Genomic DNA, 17221 nt, shown 5'->3' with positions numbered 1-17221 from the left:
CGCAACGGTCATTGCGTATATCGCTTACTGCTGTCTAACATCCCAGCCAACGCAGGGTCAACGGTGCCGCCCGGTCCCCGTCGGCCGCGAGAGCGAGGAGCCCCAGACATCGTGACCCCCAACGGACCTGTCGACGCCCCGGACGTCGTGGATGTCGTCGCGCTCGGCGAGTCCATGGTCACGTTCCTGCCCACCCGGCCGGGGCGCCTCGCCGACGTGCCGTCGTTCGAACGGGCGATCGGCGGAGCCGAGTCCAACGTCGCGTGTGTGCTCGCCTCGGCCGGACACACCGTGCGCTGGGTGGGCCGGGTCGGCACCGACGGGTTCGGCGATCACCTCGTCGAGGCGATCGCCGCGTACGGCGTCGACACCTCCGCCGTACGACGGGATCCCGCGCGCCCGACGGGCATCTACTTCCGCACGGCGGGCGACCGGGCGAGCGACGACCACGAGGTCGCGTACTACCGGGCCGGATCCGCCGCCTCCGCGATGACGAAGGACAACGTGGGCGTGGACGCCGTACGGTCGGGCCGCGTACTGCACCTGTCCGGCATCACCGCGGCGCTGTCCGAGGACTGCCTCGGCCTGATGCGCGAACTCACCGCGCCGCGCGCGGGGCGCCCCCTCGTCTCCTTCGACGTCAACCACCGGGCCCATCTCTGGCACCACCAGGAGCCGGGCAAGGTCCTGCTGGACCTCGCCCGCGGCAGCGACCTCGTCTTCGTGGGCGAGGACGAGGCCGAGGCGGCCTGGGGCGTCATCGGCGGCCCGGCCGCGATCCGCGCCGCGCTGCCCGAACCCCGGGCCCTGGTCGTGAAGCAGGGCTCCCGGGGCGCCACCCTCTTCCAGGGTGACGGCGAGGGCTTCCAAGGCGAGGACGACACGGTCACCTTCGTCCCCTCCCTCAAGGTCGACGTCGTCGCCCCGGTCGGCGCCGGCGACGCCTTCGCCGCCGGGTTCCTCTCCGCCACCCTGCGCGCACTTCCCGCCCGGGACCGGCTCCGGCACGGCCACCTCATGGCCGCCGCCGCCCTCACCGTCCCCGGCGACCTCGCCGCGCCCCCCTCCCGCGAGCACGCCGACCGGCTGGCCGCACTGGACGACCGGGCGTGGGAGACACTTCGACTCGGCCCCGGCTGGACCGAAGCCGTCACGCGGGCCCAGGAGGAGGTACGTACCCCATGAGCCAGACCGTCGACCGAGCGCTGAGCATCCTGCCGCTGCTCGCCGAGGGCCCCGCCGACCTCGGCCAGGTCGCCGACCGCCTCGGCGTCCACAAGTCCACGGCGCTGCGCCTCCTGCGCACCCTGCACGAGCACGGCCTCGTCTACCGCCAGTCCGACCAGCGCTACCGCCTCGGCGCCCGCCTCTTCGCCCTCGCCCAGGAAGCGGTCGAGAACCTCGACGTCCGCGAGATCGCCCACCCCCACCTCGTACGGCTCAACGAGAGCTGCGGCCACACCGTCCACCTCGCGGTGTACGAGGAGAACGAGGTCCTCTACATCGACAAGGTGGAGAGCCGCTATCCGGTGCGCATGTACTCGCGGATCGGGAAGCCGGTGGCCATCACGGTCGCCGCCGTCGCCAAACTCCTCCTCGCCGATCTCCCGGAGCCCGAGCGCCGCGCCGTCGCGGACAAGCTCGACTACCCCATGTACACGGCCCGTTCGACCCCGGGCGCCGCCGCCTTCCTCAAGGAGCTGGCCACGGTGCGCGAACAGGGCTGGGCCACCGACCTCGGTGGTCACGAGGAGTCCATCAACTGCGTCGCGGCCCCCATCCGCGGCGCCGACGGACGCGTCGTCGCCGCGATGTCGGTCTCCGCGCCGAACGTCGTCGTCACCGCCGACGAACTCCTCACGCTGCTCCCGCTGGTGCGCCGTACCGCCGACGCCATCAGCCACGAGTACTCCGGCAAACCCTCAGCCAAGGAAGAGAGTTCCCGACGTCCATGACCGAGAAGACCGCGCTCACCCCCAAGACCCACACCACGCCGCCCGCGAAGTTCTCGCACGGCGTGAAGAAGGGGAACATCCTCCAGGTCGCCGGACAGGTCGGCTTCCTCCCGGCCGAGGAGGGCAAGCCCCCGACCCCCGCGGGCCCCACCCTGCGCGAACAGACCCTCCAGACCCTCGCCAACGTCCAGGCGATCCTCGAGGAGGGCGGCGCGAGCTGGGACGACGCGATGATGATCCGCGTCTACCTCACGGACGTCGACCACTTCGCCGAGATGAACCAGATCTACAACACCTATTTCGAGGAGCAGGGCCTCACCGCGCCCCCCGCCGCCCGCACCACGGTCTACGTCGGCCTGCCGGCCGGCCTCCTCATCGAGATCGACGCGCTGGCCGTACTCGGCTGACGGCGTCCGCGGGCCGGCCGGGCCGACCCTGAGCCGAGGCTCGCCTCCCCCTTCTCCCGCACCTCTTCTCCCGCACCGCGTACGTCATCACGGCACGGCGTCCCCCTTCATGGGGCGCCGTGCCGCGATCCCCCCTGCCCGAAAGCCGCATGCCCCACTTACCCGAATGCAGAGGTCCTCCGCTCATGTCCTCACCCCTGCCCCTGCTCGCAGCCACCACCACACCACCGGCCCCACCCCACACCGGCGGCCTGATCGCCCTCATCCACGGCACCGCCGGTCTGCTCACCGTCGCCGCGCTCGGCATCGCCCTGCTCCTCGTCCTGATCATCAAGGCGAGACTCCAGCCCTTCGTCGCGCTGCTCGCGGTCTCCATAGCCGTCGGCCTCGGGGCCGGTCTCTCCGTCACCGAACTCTTCGGCACGGTCCAGCGCTCCGACGCCGTCTCCCTCATCGAGTCCGGCATGGGCGGCACCCTCGGCCACATCGCGATCATCATCGGGCTCGGCACGATGCTCGGCGCGATCCTCGAAGTCAGCGGCGGGGCGGAGGTGTTGGCGTCCCGGCTGCTGAACCTCTTCGGCGAGAAGCGGGCGCCCCTGGCCATGGGACTCACCGGCCTCATCTTCGGCATCCCGGTCTTCTTCGACGTCGGCATCTTCGTCCTCGCGCCGATCGTGTACGCGGCCGCCAAGCGCGGCGGCAAGTCGATCCTGCTCTACTGCCTCCCGTTGCTCGCGGGTCTCTCCATGACCCACGCGTTCCTGCCGCCGCACCCGGGCCCGGTGGCCGCCGCGGGACTGCTGCACGTCCAGCTCGGCTGGGTCATCCTCATGGGCATCGTCTGCGGCATCCCCGCCGTGCTCGCCGCCTGGGCCTGGTCCGCGTGGATCGGCAGGCGGATCTTCGTCCCCGTGCCGCAGGACATGGCCGAAGCCGCCGACGAGGCGAGGACGGCGCTGGCCGAGGAGCAGCGGGCCGCCGGAGTCACTCCGCAGGAGAAGCCGGTGCCGCTCGGCACGGTCCTGGCCATCATCGGTACGCCGTTGGTGCTGATCCTGCTCGCGACCTTCTCCTCGATCGCCTTCGACCCCTCCACGGGCCGCTCGGTCATCACGTTCTTCGGCCACCCCTTCGTCGCGCTGACGATCGCTCTGATGCTGGCGTACTACCTGCTCGGCATCCGCCGCGGCTGGTCCCGCAAGTCGCTGGAGACGGTGTCCACGGCCTCGCTCAAGCCGGTCGGCAACATTCTGCTCGTGGTCGGCGCGGGCGGGGTCTTCGGCGCGGTCCTCAAGGGCAGCGGGGTCGCCCAGGCCCTCTCCGACACCTTCAACGACGTCGGCCTGCCGGTGGTCGTCCTCGCCTACCTCATCTCCCTGGTCCTGCGCGTGGCCCAGGGCTCGGCGACGGTCGCCATCGTCACCACAGCCGGCATCGTCGCCCCGCTGCTGACCGAGGGCGACCACTCCCAGGCGTTCGTCGCGCTGGTCATCATGGCGATCTCGGCGGGCTCCATCTTCGCCTCGCACGTCAACGACGGCGGCTTCTGGATGGTGGCGAAGTACTTCGGCATCTCCGAACGGGACACCCTCAAGACCTGGACGATCCTGGAGTCCGTGCTGTCGGTGGCGGGCTTCGCGGTCGCGGCGGTGGTGAGCCTCTTCGTATAACAGCCGCGTAGCTATGTAGGGGCTGGCTGTGCCCGACACAGGATCTTCGACCATACTGCCCGCTGTGGAGCAGCGCATAGGTTCGAAGAGCCAGCCCCTGGACGCCGCCGCGGTGAACCCGGCGTACATCCCCGGGCTTACGTCACCCGCGAAGGCGGAGCCGAAGGACGCGGTCGTCGAGGAGGCCGAGTCCGAGGAGGCCGTGTCCGAGGAGGCGGCTGTCGAGGACGCCGCCCCCGAGGACACCGTCTCCGACGAGGCGCCCGCCGATGCCCCTTCCGAGCCCGAAGAGGAGGCCACCGCCGAATCCGGATCCGACTCGGGATCCGAACCCGACCCCGACGGGCCGGAGTTCGAGGCGTCCGACCGGCGCGCCTCGATCAAGGCCGACCACAGCGGCGTACGGCTGCGCCTGGACGACCAGGAGGCGGAGTTCCGCTGGGACGAGATCGGCGCCGTCGAGACGGAGTCGCCACGTTTCGGGAAGCGGTTCACCATCACGGTGCACACCCCGGACCGCCGCTGGTACCCGATCGAGATCGAGGCGACGGCCCGGGCGCGCTTCAAGGAGTGGGAGGACCAGCTGGACGCGGTCCTGGACGCCTACTTCGAAGACGGTGAGGATTCCGAGGAGGCCGCGGACGAGAGCACCCCATAGGGGTGCGGGGAACTGCGCGCCCAGCCACAACGGGCCCGCAGTTCCCTCTCATCGCACCGCCCCGGTGGTCAACTGCAGTACTGCGTCGCCCTCCCGATCGACCGGTACATGCAGTCCGCGTTCTCCAGCAGCTGCAACACGGCGTCCCGGTTGCGTGAGGTCTCCCGCTCGATGACCTCGTCGGGCGGGTAGAACCCGCCTCCGGAACTGGACGTCGGATACATCTCGAAGGTGTAGTCGAAGATCTTCTGGGAGCCCCAGAGATAGTCGTCGATCGACCCGTCGGTGATGTAGAGGTCGCTGGACTGCTCGGGGGTGTACCCGTTGCTGGCCGCCATCTTCTGGCCGACGGCCTTGAACGCGGCGGCGTCGTCCGCCGTCATGCCGGTCGCGGTGTCGGCGGTGGTGTACCCGAAGGGCCACAACACGAGTTCGCTGTACGTGTGGAAGTCGATGCCGGCCTTGATCTGCTGCTTCCCGCCGACGACCCGGCCGCGCACGAAGTCGGCGACGACCTTCACCTCGGGCGCGGATTCGGCCGAGGCACCGCGGTAGGTCTCGGAGGACGTGGAGCCGGACGAACCCCCGCAGCAGCCCCACTTGTAGTTCCAGTTGCGGTTGAGGTCCGTACCGACGTACGAGGAACCGGAGTTGGGCTGGCGGTTCTTGCGCCACGAGCGGTACGAGCCGGTCGCGATGTCGTACTCGCCGCCGTCGGGGTTGAGGTCCGGGACGATCCAGATCTCGCGGCTGTTCACCATGTTGGTGACGCGGGAGTCGCTGCCGTATCCGGCTCCGAGCTCGCGCAGCAGATACAGCGCCATCTCCACGGTCAGGTGCTCGCGGGCGTGCTGGTGGAAGGTGAGGAGGACCTCGGGCTCGTTCTCGTCGGTGGCGACGTTGTCGCTGACCTTGATGGCGACGATGTCCCGGCCCTGGTGCGACTTGCCGATCACCTGCTTGCTCATGATGCTCGGGTAGGCCGCGAGCCGCTGGTCGATCTCCGTGTTCGTCTCGGCGTAGTTGTGGTACTTCGAGTCGGCCGAGGGGAAGTCGAAGAGCCGGACGTCACCGGTGCCGTTCGACCGGTTCGGCGCGGACCCCAACGGCGACACCTCGTAGCCGAGTCGGCGCAGCTCCTTGACCTGGTCGGCGCGGCCGGAGACGACGACGGTCTCCTCGTCGGCCTCGTCCACGGTGACGCCGGTCCGCTGGATGGCGGTGCGGGTCACCGGGGTGGTGCTCTGGTGGATCTCGTACTGACGGATGTCGTCGGCCGAGGGTGCGGGGGCCTTCGCTCCCGTCGCCGTGGCGTGGGTGGCGGTGGCGGTGATCGGGGCGGCGAGGGCGAGCGCGAGCAAGGTCGCGAGGGTGACGGTGCGCCTGCCGCGTCTGTGAAGTCGCATGAAGTCTCCTTGGCGGAGTGGGGGGTGGAATCAGTGCGACGTACGGAGTGCGGGTGTGGCGCTCATGGTGAGTGGTTGGCATGGTCAGGTCAAGAGTCGATAAAGGGCCGGTGGCGGAAACCGGTCATGCGGCGGGCCCCGTCGGCAGCTCCGCCCGACGGGGCCCGAGTCGTGAGAGAGGTGAGGGACCTCAGCCCAGGCCGCGCCACTTCGCACTGAGGGCGATCGCCCGGAGCTGCTTCAACGTGAGCACGGGGGCGGCGCGTGTCGCGGCCGTCACCTGGCTGCCGGAGTTGAAGGCACTGACCACCACACGGAACCCGTCGGTCCTGATGGTGTCGGCGGTCCACATGACGACGTCGGCGCCGCCCTTCTCTCCCGGCTTCTTGTGTGTGACGACCTTCGTGCCGTCGGCCAGCGTCTCGGCGCCCGCCCCGAAGAGCTGGTCCTTGACGTCCGACATGTCCGGCTGCACATTGATCTGGACCAGGCTTCTGCCCTTGCCGTCGTCGAGGACGACGTAGGCGTACCCGCTGCCCGGGCCGCTCTTGGCGACCACCTTGACGCCCTTGGGAAGCAGTGAGACGAGCGTCGAAGTGACCGCGCCGCCGTCGATGCCCTCGGGCTGTGATGGGGCCGCCGTCGGGGCCCTGGGATCCACCGGGATCGCGTCGACGACGTCCAGCCACGCGCCGGCCGTGGCGAGTGTCTTCAACCGGGCCGTGGACAAAGGGGGTTCGGCCCGGCTGACCGCCGCGCCCTTCTCGGCCGCGGCGTTCCACTCACTCACGCTGACCTGCTGACCCTTGGGGGTGACGAGGTCCGCCGTCCACAGCTTCGTGTCCGCGCGGCGGTCCGGGTACTCGTACCCCTGGAAGATCTTGAGCGCCGAGCCGTCGGACAGCCTGGTCACGGCGCAGCTGTCGTACAGCGTCAGGGTCTTGTCCGGGCACGCGATGGTCTGGCGGGCCTGCTCGCTGCCGGGCAGGACCCGGTTGAAGCCGACGGAGATGGCCGCCTTGCCCTTGCCGTCGTTGTGGACGACCTGTGCGTACGGGGGCAGCTTCTCGTCCGTGCCGCGTGCCTGCGCCGTGCCGAACTTGCCGCGGGGGAGCAACTTCTTGAGGATGCCGATCAGTTCGTCGCCGGTGTAAGACGCCTTGGGGGCGGCCGAGGCGACGGGGGTCTTCGCGCCGGTGGCCACGGACTGCCGCCCGTCGTCGCCCCCTGGTACGAGGAGTGCCCCGCCGAGGCCCACGAGCGCGACCGAGACCACGCCGCCCACGACGGCGGCCCTGCGCCGCAGCAGCAGTCGGTGGCCGCGCGCCTCGCCGGCGGCGACCAGGGCGCGCCGGTCGGTCTCGTAGGCCCCGCCGGCGTGGTGCAGGGCCTCGCCGAGCCGTTCCCCGAAACGGTCCTCGTGGTCGTGTCCCCGGTGGTGGTCGTGTCCCCGGTGGTGGTCGTGGTACCGGTCGTGGTCGTGGTCGCGGTCGTCAACGGGCATGGCGAATCACCCTCTCTGCTCTCCGTAAGGGCTGTATGTCGGAGCGGTCTGTACGGTCGTCGGCGCTGGCGCCGGGCCGGGGTCAGGGTCTGGCGTGCTCGCTGAGGGCGTCCCCGAGCAGCAGCCGCAGCCGGGCGAGGGCGCGGGTGCAGCGGGTGCGTACGGCGGCCGAGCTGACGTTCATGGCCTCGGCGGTCTCCTCGACACTGCGGTCCTCCCAGTAGCGCAGCACGACCACGGTCCGGTCCTTGGCGGACAGCCGGCCGAGTGCCTCGACCAGGGTCAGCCGCGGGGGCGTGTCGGTGTCGGCCGCGCGCGGGTCGGGAAGGTCGGGGAACTCGTCCGTGGCGCGTTCCCGGCTGCTGCGGCGCCGCTGGTGGGCGAGGAAGGTACGGGTGAGGACGGTCTGGGCGTACCCGGCGGGGTTGCCGACGCGGGAGACCCGGTACCAGCGGACGTACAGGCGACCGAGGGTCTCCTGCACCAGGTCCTCGGCGAGATGGGTGTCCCCGCCGGTGAGCAGACACGCGGAACGGTAGAGATGCCCCGCCCGCGCCGCCGCGAACTCGGCGTAATCGTCCCTCCGGACCTGTCTCATCCCGCTCCCGTGTCTTTGGTACCGCCGCCTTCACTCCATTGATGCGCCGGCCCCCCGGAAATGTTTCAGGGGACGGAAAGAAGGTTCAGAGGGGGCCCACAGGCAGCCCTCCACGTAGGGGATCTGCGTACGCCGGGTAGGTTGCCGGAGTGACAGACCAGCCGCCCGCTTCCACCCCACCGGGTTTCGGCCCGCCCCCGCCGCAGTACGCCCCAGGGCCACCCCAGCCCTCGGCGCCCGGCCCGGAGTTCCTGGCGGTCGACAAGCACAACTCGGTCGTTGTCGACGCGTCGGGTGTGGCCTTCGAGATGTACGACATCACGGTCGACTTCCCCTGGCCCGAGATCCGCAGCGTCCACTACAAGGCGAGCCCCAACGGCAAGGCCCTGATGGTCGCCGTGGTCCACCTGGACGGCAGGGTCTACGAGTGCGTGGTGAACGCGAAGCCGCGGGAGTTGTTGCGGGGGTGGTTCGCACAGTTGGCGTGGGTGCTGGGGTACTACCGGCCGATGGGGTAGCCGTCCGGCGGCTCAGAGGAGGTGGTCGGCCCTGCCCGCCTTGATGTCGAGGATCATGGTGCGGAGCGCTTCGCGGGTGTCGGTGAGGTAGTGGTCTTCGGCGCCGGCTATGGCGATGTAGGCATTGCCTTGGGGGTCGGTGCCGAGGCGGAAGCAGTTGTTGCCTTCACCGCAGAACGGGTCTTCCCAGGCGATGTGGTCGGTCACGACGTCTCCTACAGTTCGTGGGCGATCTGTTGGATGAGGTCGCGTGACGCCGCTGGGGTCATCGCCGCAACGTCCATCCAGTCCAGATGGGCACGGTACTTCGTGAGCTGAGCCTCGGCGTGGGTGAATTCCGGTCCGTGGGCCGAGTCCAGTTGCACGGTGTCGAGCCGGGGCACGGCCCCGTCTGCGAAGAGCACCGCGTGTCCCGCGCCGGGGAACCCGCCCTTGGACGTGGGGATCACACGGACCTCGATGTTCTCGCGCTCGGACTGGGCGCCCAGATGGCCGAGTTGCTGCCGGTTCGCTTCCGCCCCGCCGTACGGCATGCGCAGGGCCGCTTCGTGGACGTAGGCGATGTACCGGAGCGGGTCCGGCCGCTCGAAGACCTGCTGGCGTTCCATCCGATGTGCGACCCGCAGTTCGACCTCGAGCCGGGTCAGCGACGGCAGGACGGCGGCGAAGACGGCTCGGGCGTATTCCTCGGTCTGGAGCAGCCCCGGCGCGTGCATGACCTGAGCGGTCCGGACACGGGTGGCGTGCCACTCCAGCTCCGCGATGTCCAGGAGCCCGGAGGGCAGCGTGCCCCGATGACGCTCCCACCAGCCGCGCTCCTTTCCGTCCGCCATGGCCACCAAGGCTTCGACATAACCCTTGTCCGTGCAGGCGTAGTTGCATGCGAGGGTGCGGACGCGCTCGGGCGAGAAGGGGCGGATGCCCGACTCCATGTTGGACAGCCGTGTCCTGTCGATACCGAGAAGACCCGCCGCGTACTCCGTGGTGGATCCCGCCGCCAGGCGCATCTTGCGCAGCTCGGCACCGAGACGCTTCTGCCGTTCCGTCGGGGTGGTTCTGGTTGCCATGGCGACAGTCTGCCTGCGTCTGGCGGGGCAGGTCCACGCTCGAAGGGGGTAATTATCCCCAAGGTGATGGACACAGTGACTCCGCAATCTCTACATTCGGTAACGCGCCAGCCACTCTTGGCAGTTGGAAGTGCATCGCAGGCCCCTGCCCGCGACAAGCCACCGCTGCCCTCCCCCCCCCACAGGAGGACCGATGTCCCCATGCCCCCTCGCGACCGCCTACCCCGCCGACCCCACCCGGCCCAGCCCCGAAACCCTCGCGTACAGCCTCACCCTCCCGGCGGCGCCGGCCAGCCCGGCGCTCGCGCGAGCGGCCACGCGCGCGTTCCTCGCTGCGCACGACCTGCGCGACATCATGGACGCGGCACTCCAGGCGATCGGTGAACTGGCCGCGGCCGCGTGTCAGTTCACCGAATCCCCCGACTTCTACCTGTCGCTCCGCTATCGGGGTGACGCCTTCCGCGTGATCGTCTACGACCGTCACCCACGCCACACCCACCCCCGCCTGGCCGCCGCCTGCGACGGCCGCCGCCGCGCGGCCCTGCGGGTCCTGGCCTGCGTATGCCGGGCCTGCGACGGCGACTGGGGCTTCGGGGAGTCGCGGGAGCCGGGCGGGGGGACGCGGATGTGGGCGACGCTGCCGCGGGCGAGCGCGGCTGAGTACGGATCGGAAGCGCCGTTCATCTCGCTGAGGGCTGTCCCGTAAATGATCTACGCCATGTCGGTTGACCAGCTTGGCTTCCGTCAGCCGGCGAGGCTGAGGTTGTGGAGTCGGGCGATGCCGAGCATGGCGTGGTGGCTGACCTGCCTGTTCTTCTGCGCCCGTCAGGGCGTGAGCAGGTCGGCGAGTTCTGTTCGGGAGGTGATGCCGAGCTTGGGGAACGCGCGGTAGAGGTGGTGGCCGACGGTGCGTGGGCTCAGGAACAGGTGCGTGGCGATTTCGCGGTTGGTGGCGCCGGTGGCCGCGAGGCGGACGACTTCGCGCTCCTGGGCGCTCAGGCGAGTCAGGGGGGAGTCGGTGGCGTCGGACGGGTCGTGGGTTTCGCCGGCTGCCTGGAGTTCCGTGCGAGCGCGGTGGGCCCAGGGTCGGGCGTTCAGCTGATCGAAGATTTTCAGTGCGGTGCGCAGTTGGTCGCGGGCGTCGATTTTGCGGCGCGAGCGGCGCAGCCATTCGCCGTAGAGGAGTTGGGTACGCGCCCGATCGAAGTCGTTGCCGTCGGTGTGCAGGTCCAACGCGGCCAGATAGTGCTGCTCGGCCTGTGTGTCCGGGCTGGTCAGGGCCGCGCAGCGGTGCGCTTGGGCCGTGAAGTGGAGCTGTCCGAGGTCGGCCGCCCATGTCATCAGCTGGTCCGCGGGTGCCCGCGCCCCTTCCGGATGTCCGGCGCGCACGGCCGCCTCGATCAGATCCGGCAACAGGTGCCGGGCCAGGAAGGGGTGGCCCGCCGCCTGCCGGGCCGCCTCCAGATGGCGCAGCGCGTCCTGCGCCCGCCCGAGGGCGAGGTCGAGCAGCCCCAGCGCCCACAGCGCCTCCGCCGCGCCCCGTCCGACCTCGCGCGGGCGGGTGTACTCCAGTGCCTGTTCGGCCATTTTCCGGGTCTGCGCCTCCTCCCCTTGGACGGCGGCCAGCACCGCCAACAGGGCGCGCAGATGGGCTGCTCGGTGGTCCAGGTCGTAGCCGTCGGCCAGCCGGAGCGCTTCGGTGGCGTGTGCGTGCGCGTCGTCGAGCCGGCCGAGCGCCAGCTCCACCTGGGCGCGCAGATGCAGCGTGGTGGGCAGCCATCCACCGATACCCTGCTCGCGGCAGTGGGCGACCGCCGCGGCGGCCAGTCTGTGCGCGGTCGCGTGATCGGCCATCAGGTGGCAGTAGATCGCGGTCACCAACTGGTCCATGAGCCCGGCGTCGGCGAGGCGTCCGGCCCGGACGAGAGTGTCCAGGGCCCGGCGCGCGCCGGGCAGGTCGCCCGCCAGGAGGTGGGCGGGCACGGCCAGGATCGGCAGATGGGGTGTGCGGACGCCGATCTCCACCATGAGGGGTGCGTCGCCCGCGCAGAAGGCCGCGTGGATGGCGTCGGTCAGCAGTGGCGCGAGCTTGTCGGGGCGGTCGGCCGAGATTGTGTCCGCGCAGTCGGCCAGGATGCGGGCGGCTCGGCGGGGGCTGCCGTAGCCGAGCTCGACCACGGAGCGTACACGGGCGAAGTCCGCCGCCATCCCTGGGTCCCGCAACGGCAGTGGCACCTGGTCGGTGAGAGCGCGGCACCGTTCGTCCTGGCCGGCCTCGCTCGCCTTCTGCGCGGCGGTGATCAGGCGGCGGGCGTGCCGGTGCGGATCGGCGGTCAGGCGGGCGGCTCGCTCGTACGCCGCGGACGCGGACGCCATCGCCTGCCTGTTTCCGGCCCACTCGGCGACCCGTTCCAACTCCGCGGCGACCTCTTCGTCCGGGCCGGTCGTCGCGGCGGCCAGGTGCCAGGCGCGCCGGTGCGCGTGCTGGGCGCCGTCCAGGTCCGCCGCCAACGCCCGGTGCGCCGCGATCCGCCAGGCCAGCGGGGCCTGTTGGTAGGCGGCGAACCGGATGAGGGGGTGCCGGAAACGCAGTTTCTGCGCGGAGACGAAGACCAGTCCGGCACGCTCGGCGGGCTCTAGATCCCTGACCTCCCCGTCGAGCCGGCCCGCGGCTGCCAGCACGGTGGGAAGGTTCCCGGTGTCGTCGGCCGCGGCCACCGCGAGAGTGCGCTGGGTCGCGTCGGGAAGGCGGCGGATCTGCTGTGCGAACGCGTCCTGGAGCTGATGGGGCAGCTCGGGCCGCGCCTCGGCCGGCGCCAGCGGCCCCAGCTGTCCGGCGCGCTGCGCCGGGGTCAGCGCGGCGGCCAACTCCCGCAGCGCCAGCGGGTTTCCCTGCGCCTGGTCGAGGATGTGCTCGGCGACCGGGGGAGCGAGGCCGGGCAGGAGCGCCACGGCCGACCGCCGGTCGATGCCGGTGACGTGTACGCGCGGCAGCGCCTTCGATCCGCTCTCCGGCGAGGTGCCGCGGGTGGCGAAGAGCACGACGATGCCTTCGTCCCGCAGCCGCCGGGCGGCAAAGGTCAGCGCGTCCCCGGACGGCCGGTCGAGCCATTGCAGGTCGTCGACCAGGCACAGCAGGGGGTCGTCCGTGGCCGCCTCGGACAGCAGCGACAGTGTGGCGAGCCCCAGGGTGAGACGGTCCCGTACGGGCTCGTCGCTCAGGCCGAAGACGGCGCGCAGAGCCCCGGCCTGCGGTCCCGGCAGCCGGTCGAGTAGATCGAGCACCGGCAGGAAGAGCTGATGGAGCCCTCCGAAAGCGAGCTCCATCTCCGACTCGATGCCCTCGACCCGCAGCACGCGCATGCCGTCCGCGTGGGCGGCCGCATGCTCAAGGAGAGTGGTCTTGCCGATGCCGGCCTCGCCGTGCAGCAGCAGTGAACTGCTCGCTCCGCGCCGAGAGTTGGCGAGCAGCCGCTCGATGTGCCGTCGTTCGTCTGCGCGCCCCTGCACCGTCCGCCCCCCGCCAGCAACCGAGCATCATGATCGACACTGTACGTCCGGGGAGGGGCGATGCCGCAACGGGCTGTCCTCAGGTGCCTTGGAGCACCGGCCAGATCTCGATGGTCTCCAAGGTGCCGAGCCCCTTGGCGAGTTCCACGGCTTCCTCACGGTCGGCCACGTTGATGACGAACCAGCCGCCCAGGGTCTCCTCGCCGGGGTGTGCGGGCCCGTCGGTCACCGTGGCGGGCGCTGCTTCGGTGGTCTTGCGCACGGTCGTCGCGGAGGCCGACTCGGTGTCCAGGGCATCGCCACTGATCAGTTTGCCTGCCGCCGCGATCTTGCCGATCCAGGTCTCGTACGCCGCTCGGTGAGCGGCCCGGTCGGTCCGGATCCGGTGGCGTGACTCATCGGTCTCGAAGATCACGAGTGCGTACTTCATGAGCGTTCCCTTTCGTTGCTTCGTTGCTTCGTTGCTTCATTGCTTCATTGCGTGCGGACACGGACGCCGACGCGGGCGAGTGCGCCGATTTCCAGCGCTGTCCACAGAGCTCCGTCCGGGCCCAGAGCGATCCCGTGTGGCTCCGAGCCCGGGGTCGGCAGGTCGTGCACGGTGACAGTGCCGTCGGGGGTGAGGGAGCCCACCCGGTTGCCGGCCCACTCGGTGAACCACAACGTGCCGTCGCTGCCGGTGGTGATGGCATGCGGCCGGGACGTGCGGTCGGGCAGCGGGAACTCGGTGATCCCGCCGTCGGGAGTGATCCGCCCGATCTGCCCTGCACCGATCTCTACGAACCAGACCGCCCCGTCGTGCCCGGCCGCGATGCCCACCGGGGCGGCGGACCTGGTCGGCAACGGGTGCAGAGTGACGGCTCCGTCCATGCCGATCCGCCCGATCGCGTCGGCCTGGTTCAAGGTGAACCACATCCCGTCGTCGGCGCCTGCGGTGATCGCGGAGGGGTAGCTCCCCGTAGCCGGCAGCTGGAACTCGGTCACCCGGCCGTCGGTGGTGATCCTGCCGATCCGGTCGGCGGCGGTCTCGGTGAACCACAGCGCTCCGTCCGGGCCGGCGGCGATTCCGAACGGACCGCACTTCGCGGTCGGCACGGTGAATTCCTCGACCTTGCCGTCGAGGGTGATCCGGCCGATGCGGTGCGCCCGGTGCTCGGTGAACCACAAGGCGTCGTCCGGCCCGACAGCGATGATCGTCGGCCCGCAGTCCGGATCGAGTTGATGGTGCGTGAGTATCCCTCCGGGCACGAGACGCCCGATGCCCCCGCTGTGAACCAGCGTGAACCACAGCGCCCTGTCCGGGCCCGTGGTGAGCGCGTAGGGACCGCTGCCGCTCCCGGCCAAGGTGAACTCTTCGATGAAAACCGGCATCAGACCGGCTCTCCTCTCTTCATACGGCGCGCCCGCTGCCGCCCTTCATCAACCGTCCGTCTCCCCCGGGCGAGGGGGCCTCCGTCTCTCCGCCCTACGCCACCGGCGCCGAATACAGCATGCGGATCTCCGAAGTCCGGTAGCCGGCGCGGGCGAAGGCCGCGGCCATGGGGGCGTTGCCGGTGTCCGTGGTGGCTGTGATCAGTTCGGCACCGGACTCCGCGTGGATGAGGGTGATCTCGGTGAGGAGGTCGTCCACGTACCCATGGCCGCGGAACTCGGGGACGACGCCCAGGTAGCCCACGTTGCGGGCATACGGTGTCGCGGAGGGGAGGGCGAGGCCCGCGACCTGCCCGTCCGGGGTGTGGGCCACGCGCCACCACTCGCGCCGACCGGGGCAGCCGAGATAGAAGTCCATCTCGTCCCTGGCCGTGGCTTCGGCGCCCTTGACGGCGATGTTCCTGCGTGTCTCGTCGTCCAGGCTGCCGACGGCTATCCGACGGAACAGCCGGAGGAACTCCTCGTCCGAAGCGGGGGCGAACGTCAGCCGGCCCCTGGACGCGGGGAGGCCGACGTCGGCCGTCCATTGCAGGCGTAGCCGTTCCACCTCGTGCGTGAGGCCTGCTGCCACGGCGGCCCGGCGCCGCCACTCCACGGCGGCCACCGCGGCCGGGGTGTCACGCCAGCCGACGGGCAGCGTCAGGTTGTACAGCGGAGTTCTGGGCGCACCGGCGTCGGCGAACGCCCGCAGCGCGGCGGTCAGCAGCCCGGCCGCCACCTCCGCGCGGTCGGGGAGCGTCGGGTCGACATGCAGACAGTCCAGGGCGACGGGGTGAGCGCTGTCCTGCTGTCCCCACCACAAGGAACGGCCCACGATCCGCCCGTCGTCCTCGGCGATCCAGGTCCACTCCGGCCGGTACATCCCCTGCTTCAACTCGTCCAGGTAGCGGTCGGCGTCGATCCAGCCCACCGGTTCATCCACGATGACTGCTGCGACACGCTCTTGATCGGCCTCGGTCGTGGGGCGAAACAACACGTGTTCTCCTACTGCTTGGTGTACGTAGTGACAGTCGCGCCGGTGGCGAAGACCCGGAAGTCGGTCAGCGTGAAGGCGGCAGGGTCGAATGCCGCGTGGAACAGTGGAACGCCGGCCCCGAACACCACCGGGTGGCGGTGGACCACGAGCTTGTCGACCTCGTGCAGCAAGCGCCCGGCCAGCACCGGGCCGCCGCACAGCCAGACGCCCATGCCCGGCCGCCGCTTCAGCCCGCGGACGAACTCCGCCGGGTCCTCGGCGACGACATCGACGCCTGACGCGGGCCGTTTCAGGGACGAGGAGACCACGTACTGCCGCAGCCAGGGATACGGGCTGTCGGCACCGGCCGCCCGAGCGGATTCGTAGACGCCGCGCCCCATGACGACCGTGTCGAACAATCTGTTCGCCGTGCTGACGACGCCCAGCGACCTGCGGGCATGGTCCGGGACGGTCTCGGGGTACTCGGCCAGAACGGCGGCCTTGAGATCGCCGTCGAAGCCGAAGGGGGCGCACTGTCCGTCAGGACCGGCGGTGAAGCCGTCGACACTGCAGCCGACGAGGTACGTGAGCAGACGCATGCGGGTCCGATTCCGATCCGTTGCCACCAGGGACGAGATGACACTAGGCACCCCGGTTCAGGAGGGCATCGGTCATCGCGACGTAACGTGACCCGCCTCGCCCGGAACGGCATCGGTAGCGGTGTCGGGGTCGGTACCGGCGGGCCGGGGTGTCAGGGCCGCCCCTTCTGCGCGTCCCGAGTCAGGGGCACGGTGGAAGCCATGAAGTGGTCGCAGACCGTGCGGAGTTCACCGAACCAGCGGCAACCCGGCCAGACAGACCTCCCCGCCTGGAAAGAGGAACGGGTTGTCGGAGCTGTTTCAGCGGGTGCTGCCGCCGCCTCCGGCGCGACCACGAGGTGGCGGTCGCAGGCGGACTATCGGGCGTGACCGCGTTCCGCCGGTGCGCCGAGTGGTCGCGGACTCGAGTGTGGGCCAAGTTGCATCGCCTGATCCTCGACGAACTCGGCAGCCAGGGTGAGCTGGACTGGTCGCGGTGCGCCATCGACCCCGTGAGCGTCCGGGCGGTCAAGGGGGGGGCCTCTGACCGGACCGTATCCGCCTGACCGTGGCAAGAGCGGATCGAAGATCCACCTCGTCGTCGATCGCCGCGGCCTGCCCATCTCGCTGGGAATATCCGCAGCCAGCATCCATGACGGCAAGCCCCGCAATCGGTCGTGCAAGGCATCCCACCGATTCGCTCACGCCGTCGGAGACGACGCCGACGCCTGGTCAAGCTGCACGCGGACAGGGGATACGACTACTTCCACCTGCGGCGATGGTTACGCCCGCGGGGCATCGTCCCCCGCATCGCTCGCCGCGGCATCGGGAATTCCACGCACCTGGGCCGTCGAACGCACCCTTGCCCGGCTCGCCGGCTGCCGGCGCCTGCACCGCCGCTACGAGCGCAAACCCGACCACTTCGTCATCCGTCACGGGTGGATTCATCACATCGGCGCAT

The 17221-nt window shown here is 70.4% G+C and carries 17 protein-coding genes and 1 pseudogene; 8 read left to right on the top strand and 10 right to left on the bottom strand.

The features are described from left to right. The first annotated feature begins 111 nt into the window (after positions 1-111). The 5 genes from OG819_RS07360 (at position 112) to OG819_RS07340 (ending at position 4693) form a co-directional block, all read left to right on the top strand. The gene (locus OG819_RS07360; RefSeq protein WP_266648558.1) at positions 112-1185 is read left to right on the top strand and encodes a sugar kinase; all 1074 of its coding nucleotides are present in this window, start codon (positions 112-114) and stop codon (positions 1183-1185) included. Beyond that, positions 1182-1955 (top strand): IclR family transcriptional regulator, encoded by a 774-nt coding sequence (locus tag OG819_RS07355; protein ID WP_266436481.1) that lies wholly within the window; start codon positions 1182-1184, stop codon positions 1953-1955. Before OG819_RS07360 ends, OG819_RS07355 begins: the two co-directional genes overlap by 4 nt. After that, positions 1952-2362, top strand: coding sequence for a RidA family protein (locus OG819_RS07350; protein WP_054234976.1), 411 nt, complete (start codon positions 1952-1954; stop codon positions 2360-2362). Before OG819_RS07355 ends, OG819_RS07350 begins: the two co-directional genes overlap by 4 nt. Before the next feature lie 185 nt (positions 2363-2547). After that, positions 2548-4035 (top strand): gluconate:H+ symporter, encoded by a 1488-nt coding sequence (locus OG819_RS07345; RefSeq protein ID WP_266648556.1) that lies wholly within the window; start codon positions 2548-2550, stop codon positions 4033-4035. 64 nt (positions 4036-4099) lie between these two features. Beyond that, complete coding sequence (locus OG819_RS07340; protein ID WP_266648554.1) at positions 4100-4693, top strand: hypothetical protein; 594 nt, start codon at positions 4100-4102, stop codon at positions 4691-4693. Positions 4694-4761: 68 nt separating this feature from the next. Here the strand turns inward: OG819_RS07340 and OG819_RS07335 are convergent, their stop codons facing one another. From OG819_RS07335 to OG819_RS07325, 3 genes are all read right to left on the bottom strand, one after another. Continuing rightward, entirely contained in the window at positions 4762-6099 is a 1338-nt protein-coding gene (locus tag OG819_RS07335) for a M14 family metallopeptidase (RefSeq protein ID WP_266648552.1), read from the bottom strand. Between the two features lie 190 nt (positions 6100-6289). After that, positions 6290-7603 (bottom strand): hypothetical protein, encoded by a 1314-nt coding sequence (locus OG819_RS07330; protein ID WP_266648551.1) that lies wholly within the window; start codon positions 7601-7603, stop codon positions 6290-6292. A gap of 82 nt (positions 7604-7685) precedes the next feature. Beyond that, entirely contained in the window at positions 7686-8201 is a 516-nt protein-coding gene (locus OG819_RS07325; protein WP_266648549.1) for a SigE family RNA polymerase sigma factor, read from the bottom strand. Positions 8202-8350: 149 nt separating this feature from the next. Between OG819_RS07325 and OG819_RS07320 the strand changes: the two genes are divergently transcribed. Beyond that, positions 8351-8719, top strand: coding sequence for a hypothetical protein (locus OG819_RS07320; protein WP_266628129.1), 369 nt, complete (start codon positions 8351-8353; stop codon positions 8717-8719). Positions 8720-8731: 12 nt separating this feature from the next. Here OG819_RS07320 and OG819_RS07315 read toward each other — a convergent pair whose 3' ends face one another. Together OG819_RS07315 and OG819_RS07310 are read right to left on the bottom strand one after the other, a co-directional pair. Continuing rightward, the gene (locus OG819_RS07315) at positions 8732-8926 is read right to left on the bottom strand and encodes a hypothetical protein (protein WP_266628131.1); all 195 of its coding nucleotides are present in this window, start codon (positions 8924-8926) and stop codon (positions 8732-8734) included. An 8-nt stretch (positions 8927-8934) separates the two neighbouring features. Next, complete coding sequence (locus OG819_RS07310) at positions 8935-9786, bottom strand: helix-turn-helix transcriptional regulator (protein ID WP_266648548.1); 852 nt, start codon at positions 9784-9786, stop codon at positions 8935-8937. Between the two features lie 193 nt (positions 9787-9979). Here OG819_RS07310 and OG819_RS07305 point away from each other — a divergent pair, with 193 nt between their 5' ends. After that, positions 9980-10492 carry an ATP-binding protein gene (locus OG819_RS07305; protein WP_266648547.1) on the top strand — a complete coding sequence of 171 codons (513 nt, stop codon included), beginning with the start codon at positions 9980-9982 and terminating at the stop codon, positions 10490-10492. 119 nt (positions 10493-10611) lie between these two features. Here OG819_RS07305 and OG819_RS07300 read toward each other — a convergent pair whose 3' ends face one another. The 5 genes from OG819_RS07300 to OG819_RS07280 all read right to left on the bottom strand — a co-directional run bounded on the left by OG819_RS07300 (position 10612) and on the right by OG819_RS07280 (position 16281). Beyond that, positions 10612-13296 (bottom strand): LuxR family transcriptional regulator, encoded by a 2685-nt coding sequence (locus tag OG819_RS07300; protein ID WP_266648545.1) that lies wholly within the window; start codon positions 13294-13296, stop codon positions 10612-10614. Between the two features lie 79 nt (positions 13297-13375). Continuing rightward, entirely contained in the window at positions 13376-13726 is a 351-nt protein-coding gene (locus OG819_RS07295; protein WP_266648544.1) for a YciI family protein, read from the bottom strand. Between the two features lie 44 nt (positions 13727-13770). Then, on the bottom strand, positions 13771-14667 hold the full coding sequence (locus OG819_RS07290; RefSeq protein WP_266648542.1) for a virginiamycin B lyase: 897 nt from the start codon (positions 14665-14667) through the stop codon (positions 13771-13773). A gap of 94 nt (positions 14668-14761) precedes the next feature. Further along, on the bottom strand, positions 14762-15703 hold the full coding sequence (locus OG819_RS07285; protein ID WP_266648540.1) for a GNAT family N-acetyltransferase: 942 nt from the start codon (positions 15701-15703) through the stop codon (positions 14762-14764). 8 nt (positions 15704-15711) lie between these two features. Continuing rightward, the gene (locus OG819_RS07280) at positions 15712-16281 is read right to left on the bottom strand and encodes a dihydrofolate reductase family protein (protein ID WP_266648538.1); all 570 of its coding nucleotides are present in this window, start codon (positions 16279-16281) and stop codon (positions 15712-15714) included. 286 nt (positions 16282-16567) lie between these two features. Between OG819_RS07280 and OG819_RS07275 the strand changes: the two are divergent. Then, positions 16568-17187: pseudogene (locus tag OG819_RS07275) on the top strand (IS5 family transposase); the annotation flags it as partial. Between the last annotated feature and the right edge of the window lie 34 nt (positions 17188-17221).

The sequence above is a fragment of the Streptomyces sp. NBC_01549 genome (assembly GCF_026339955.1).
In the GTDB taxonomy this organism is placed as follows: Bacteria; Actinomycetota; Actinomycetes; order Streptomycetales; family Streptomycetaceae; genus Streptomyces.
This window is presented reverse-complemented; position numbering and strand designations above follow the sequence as displayed.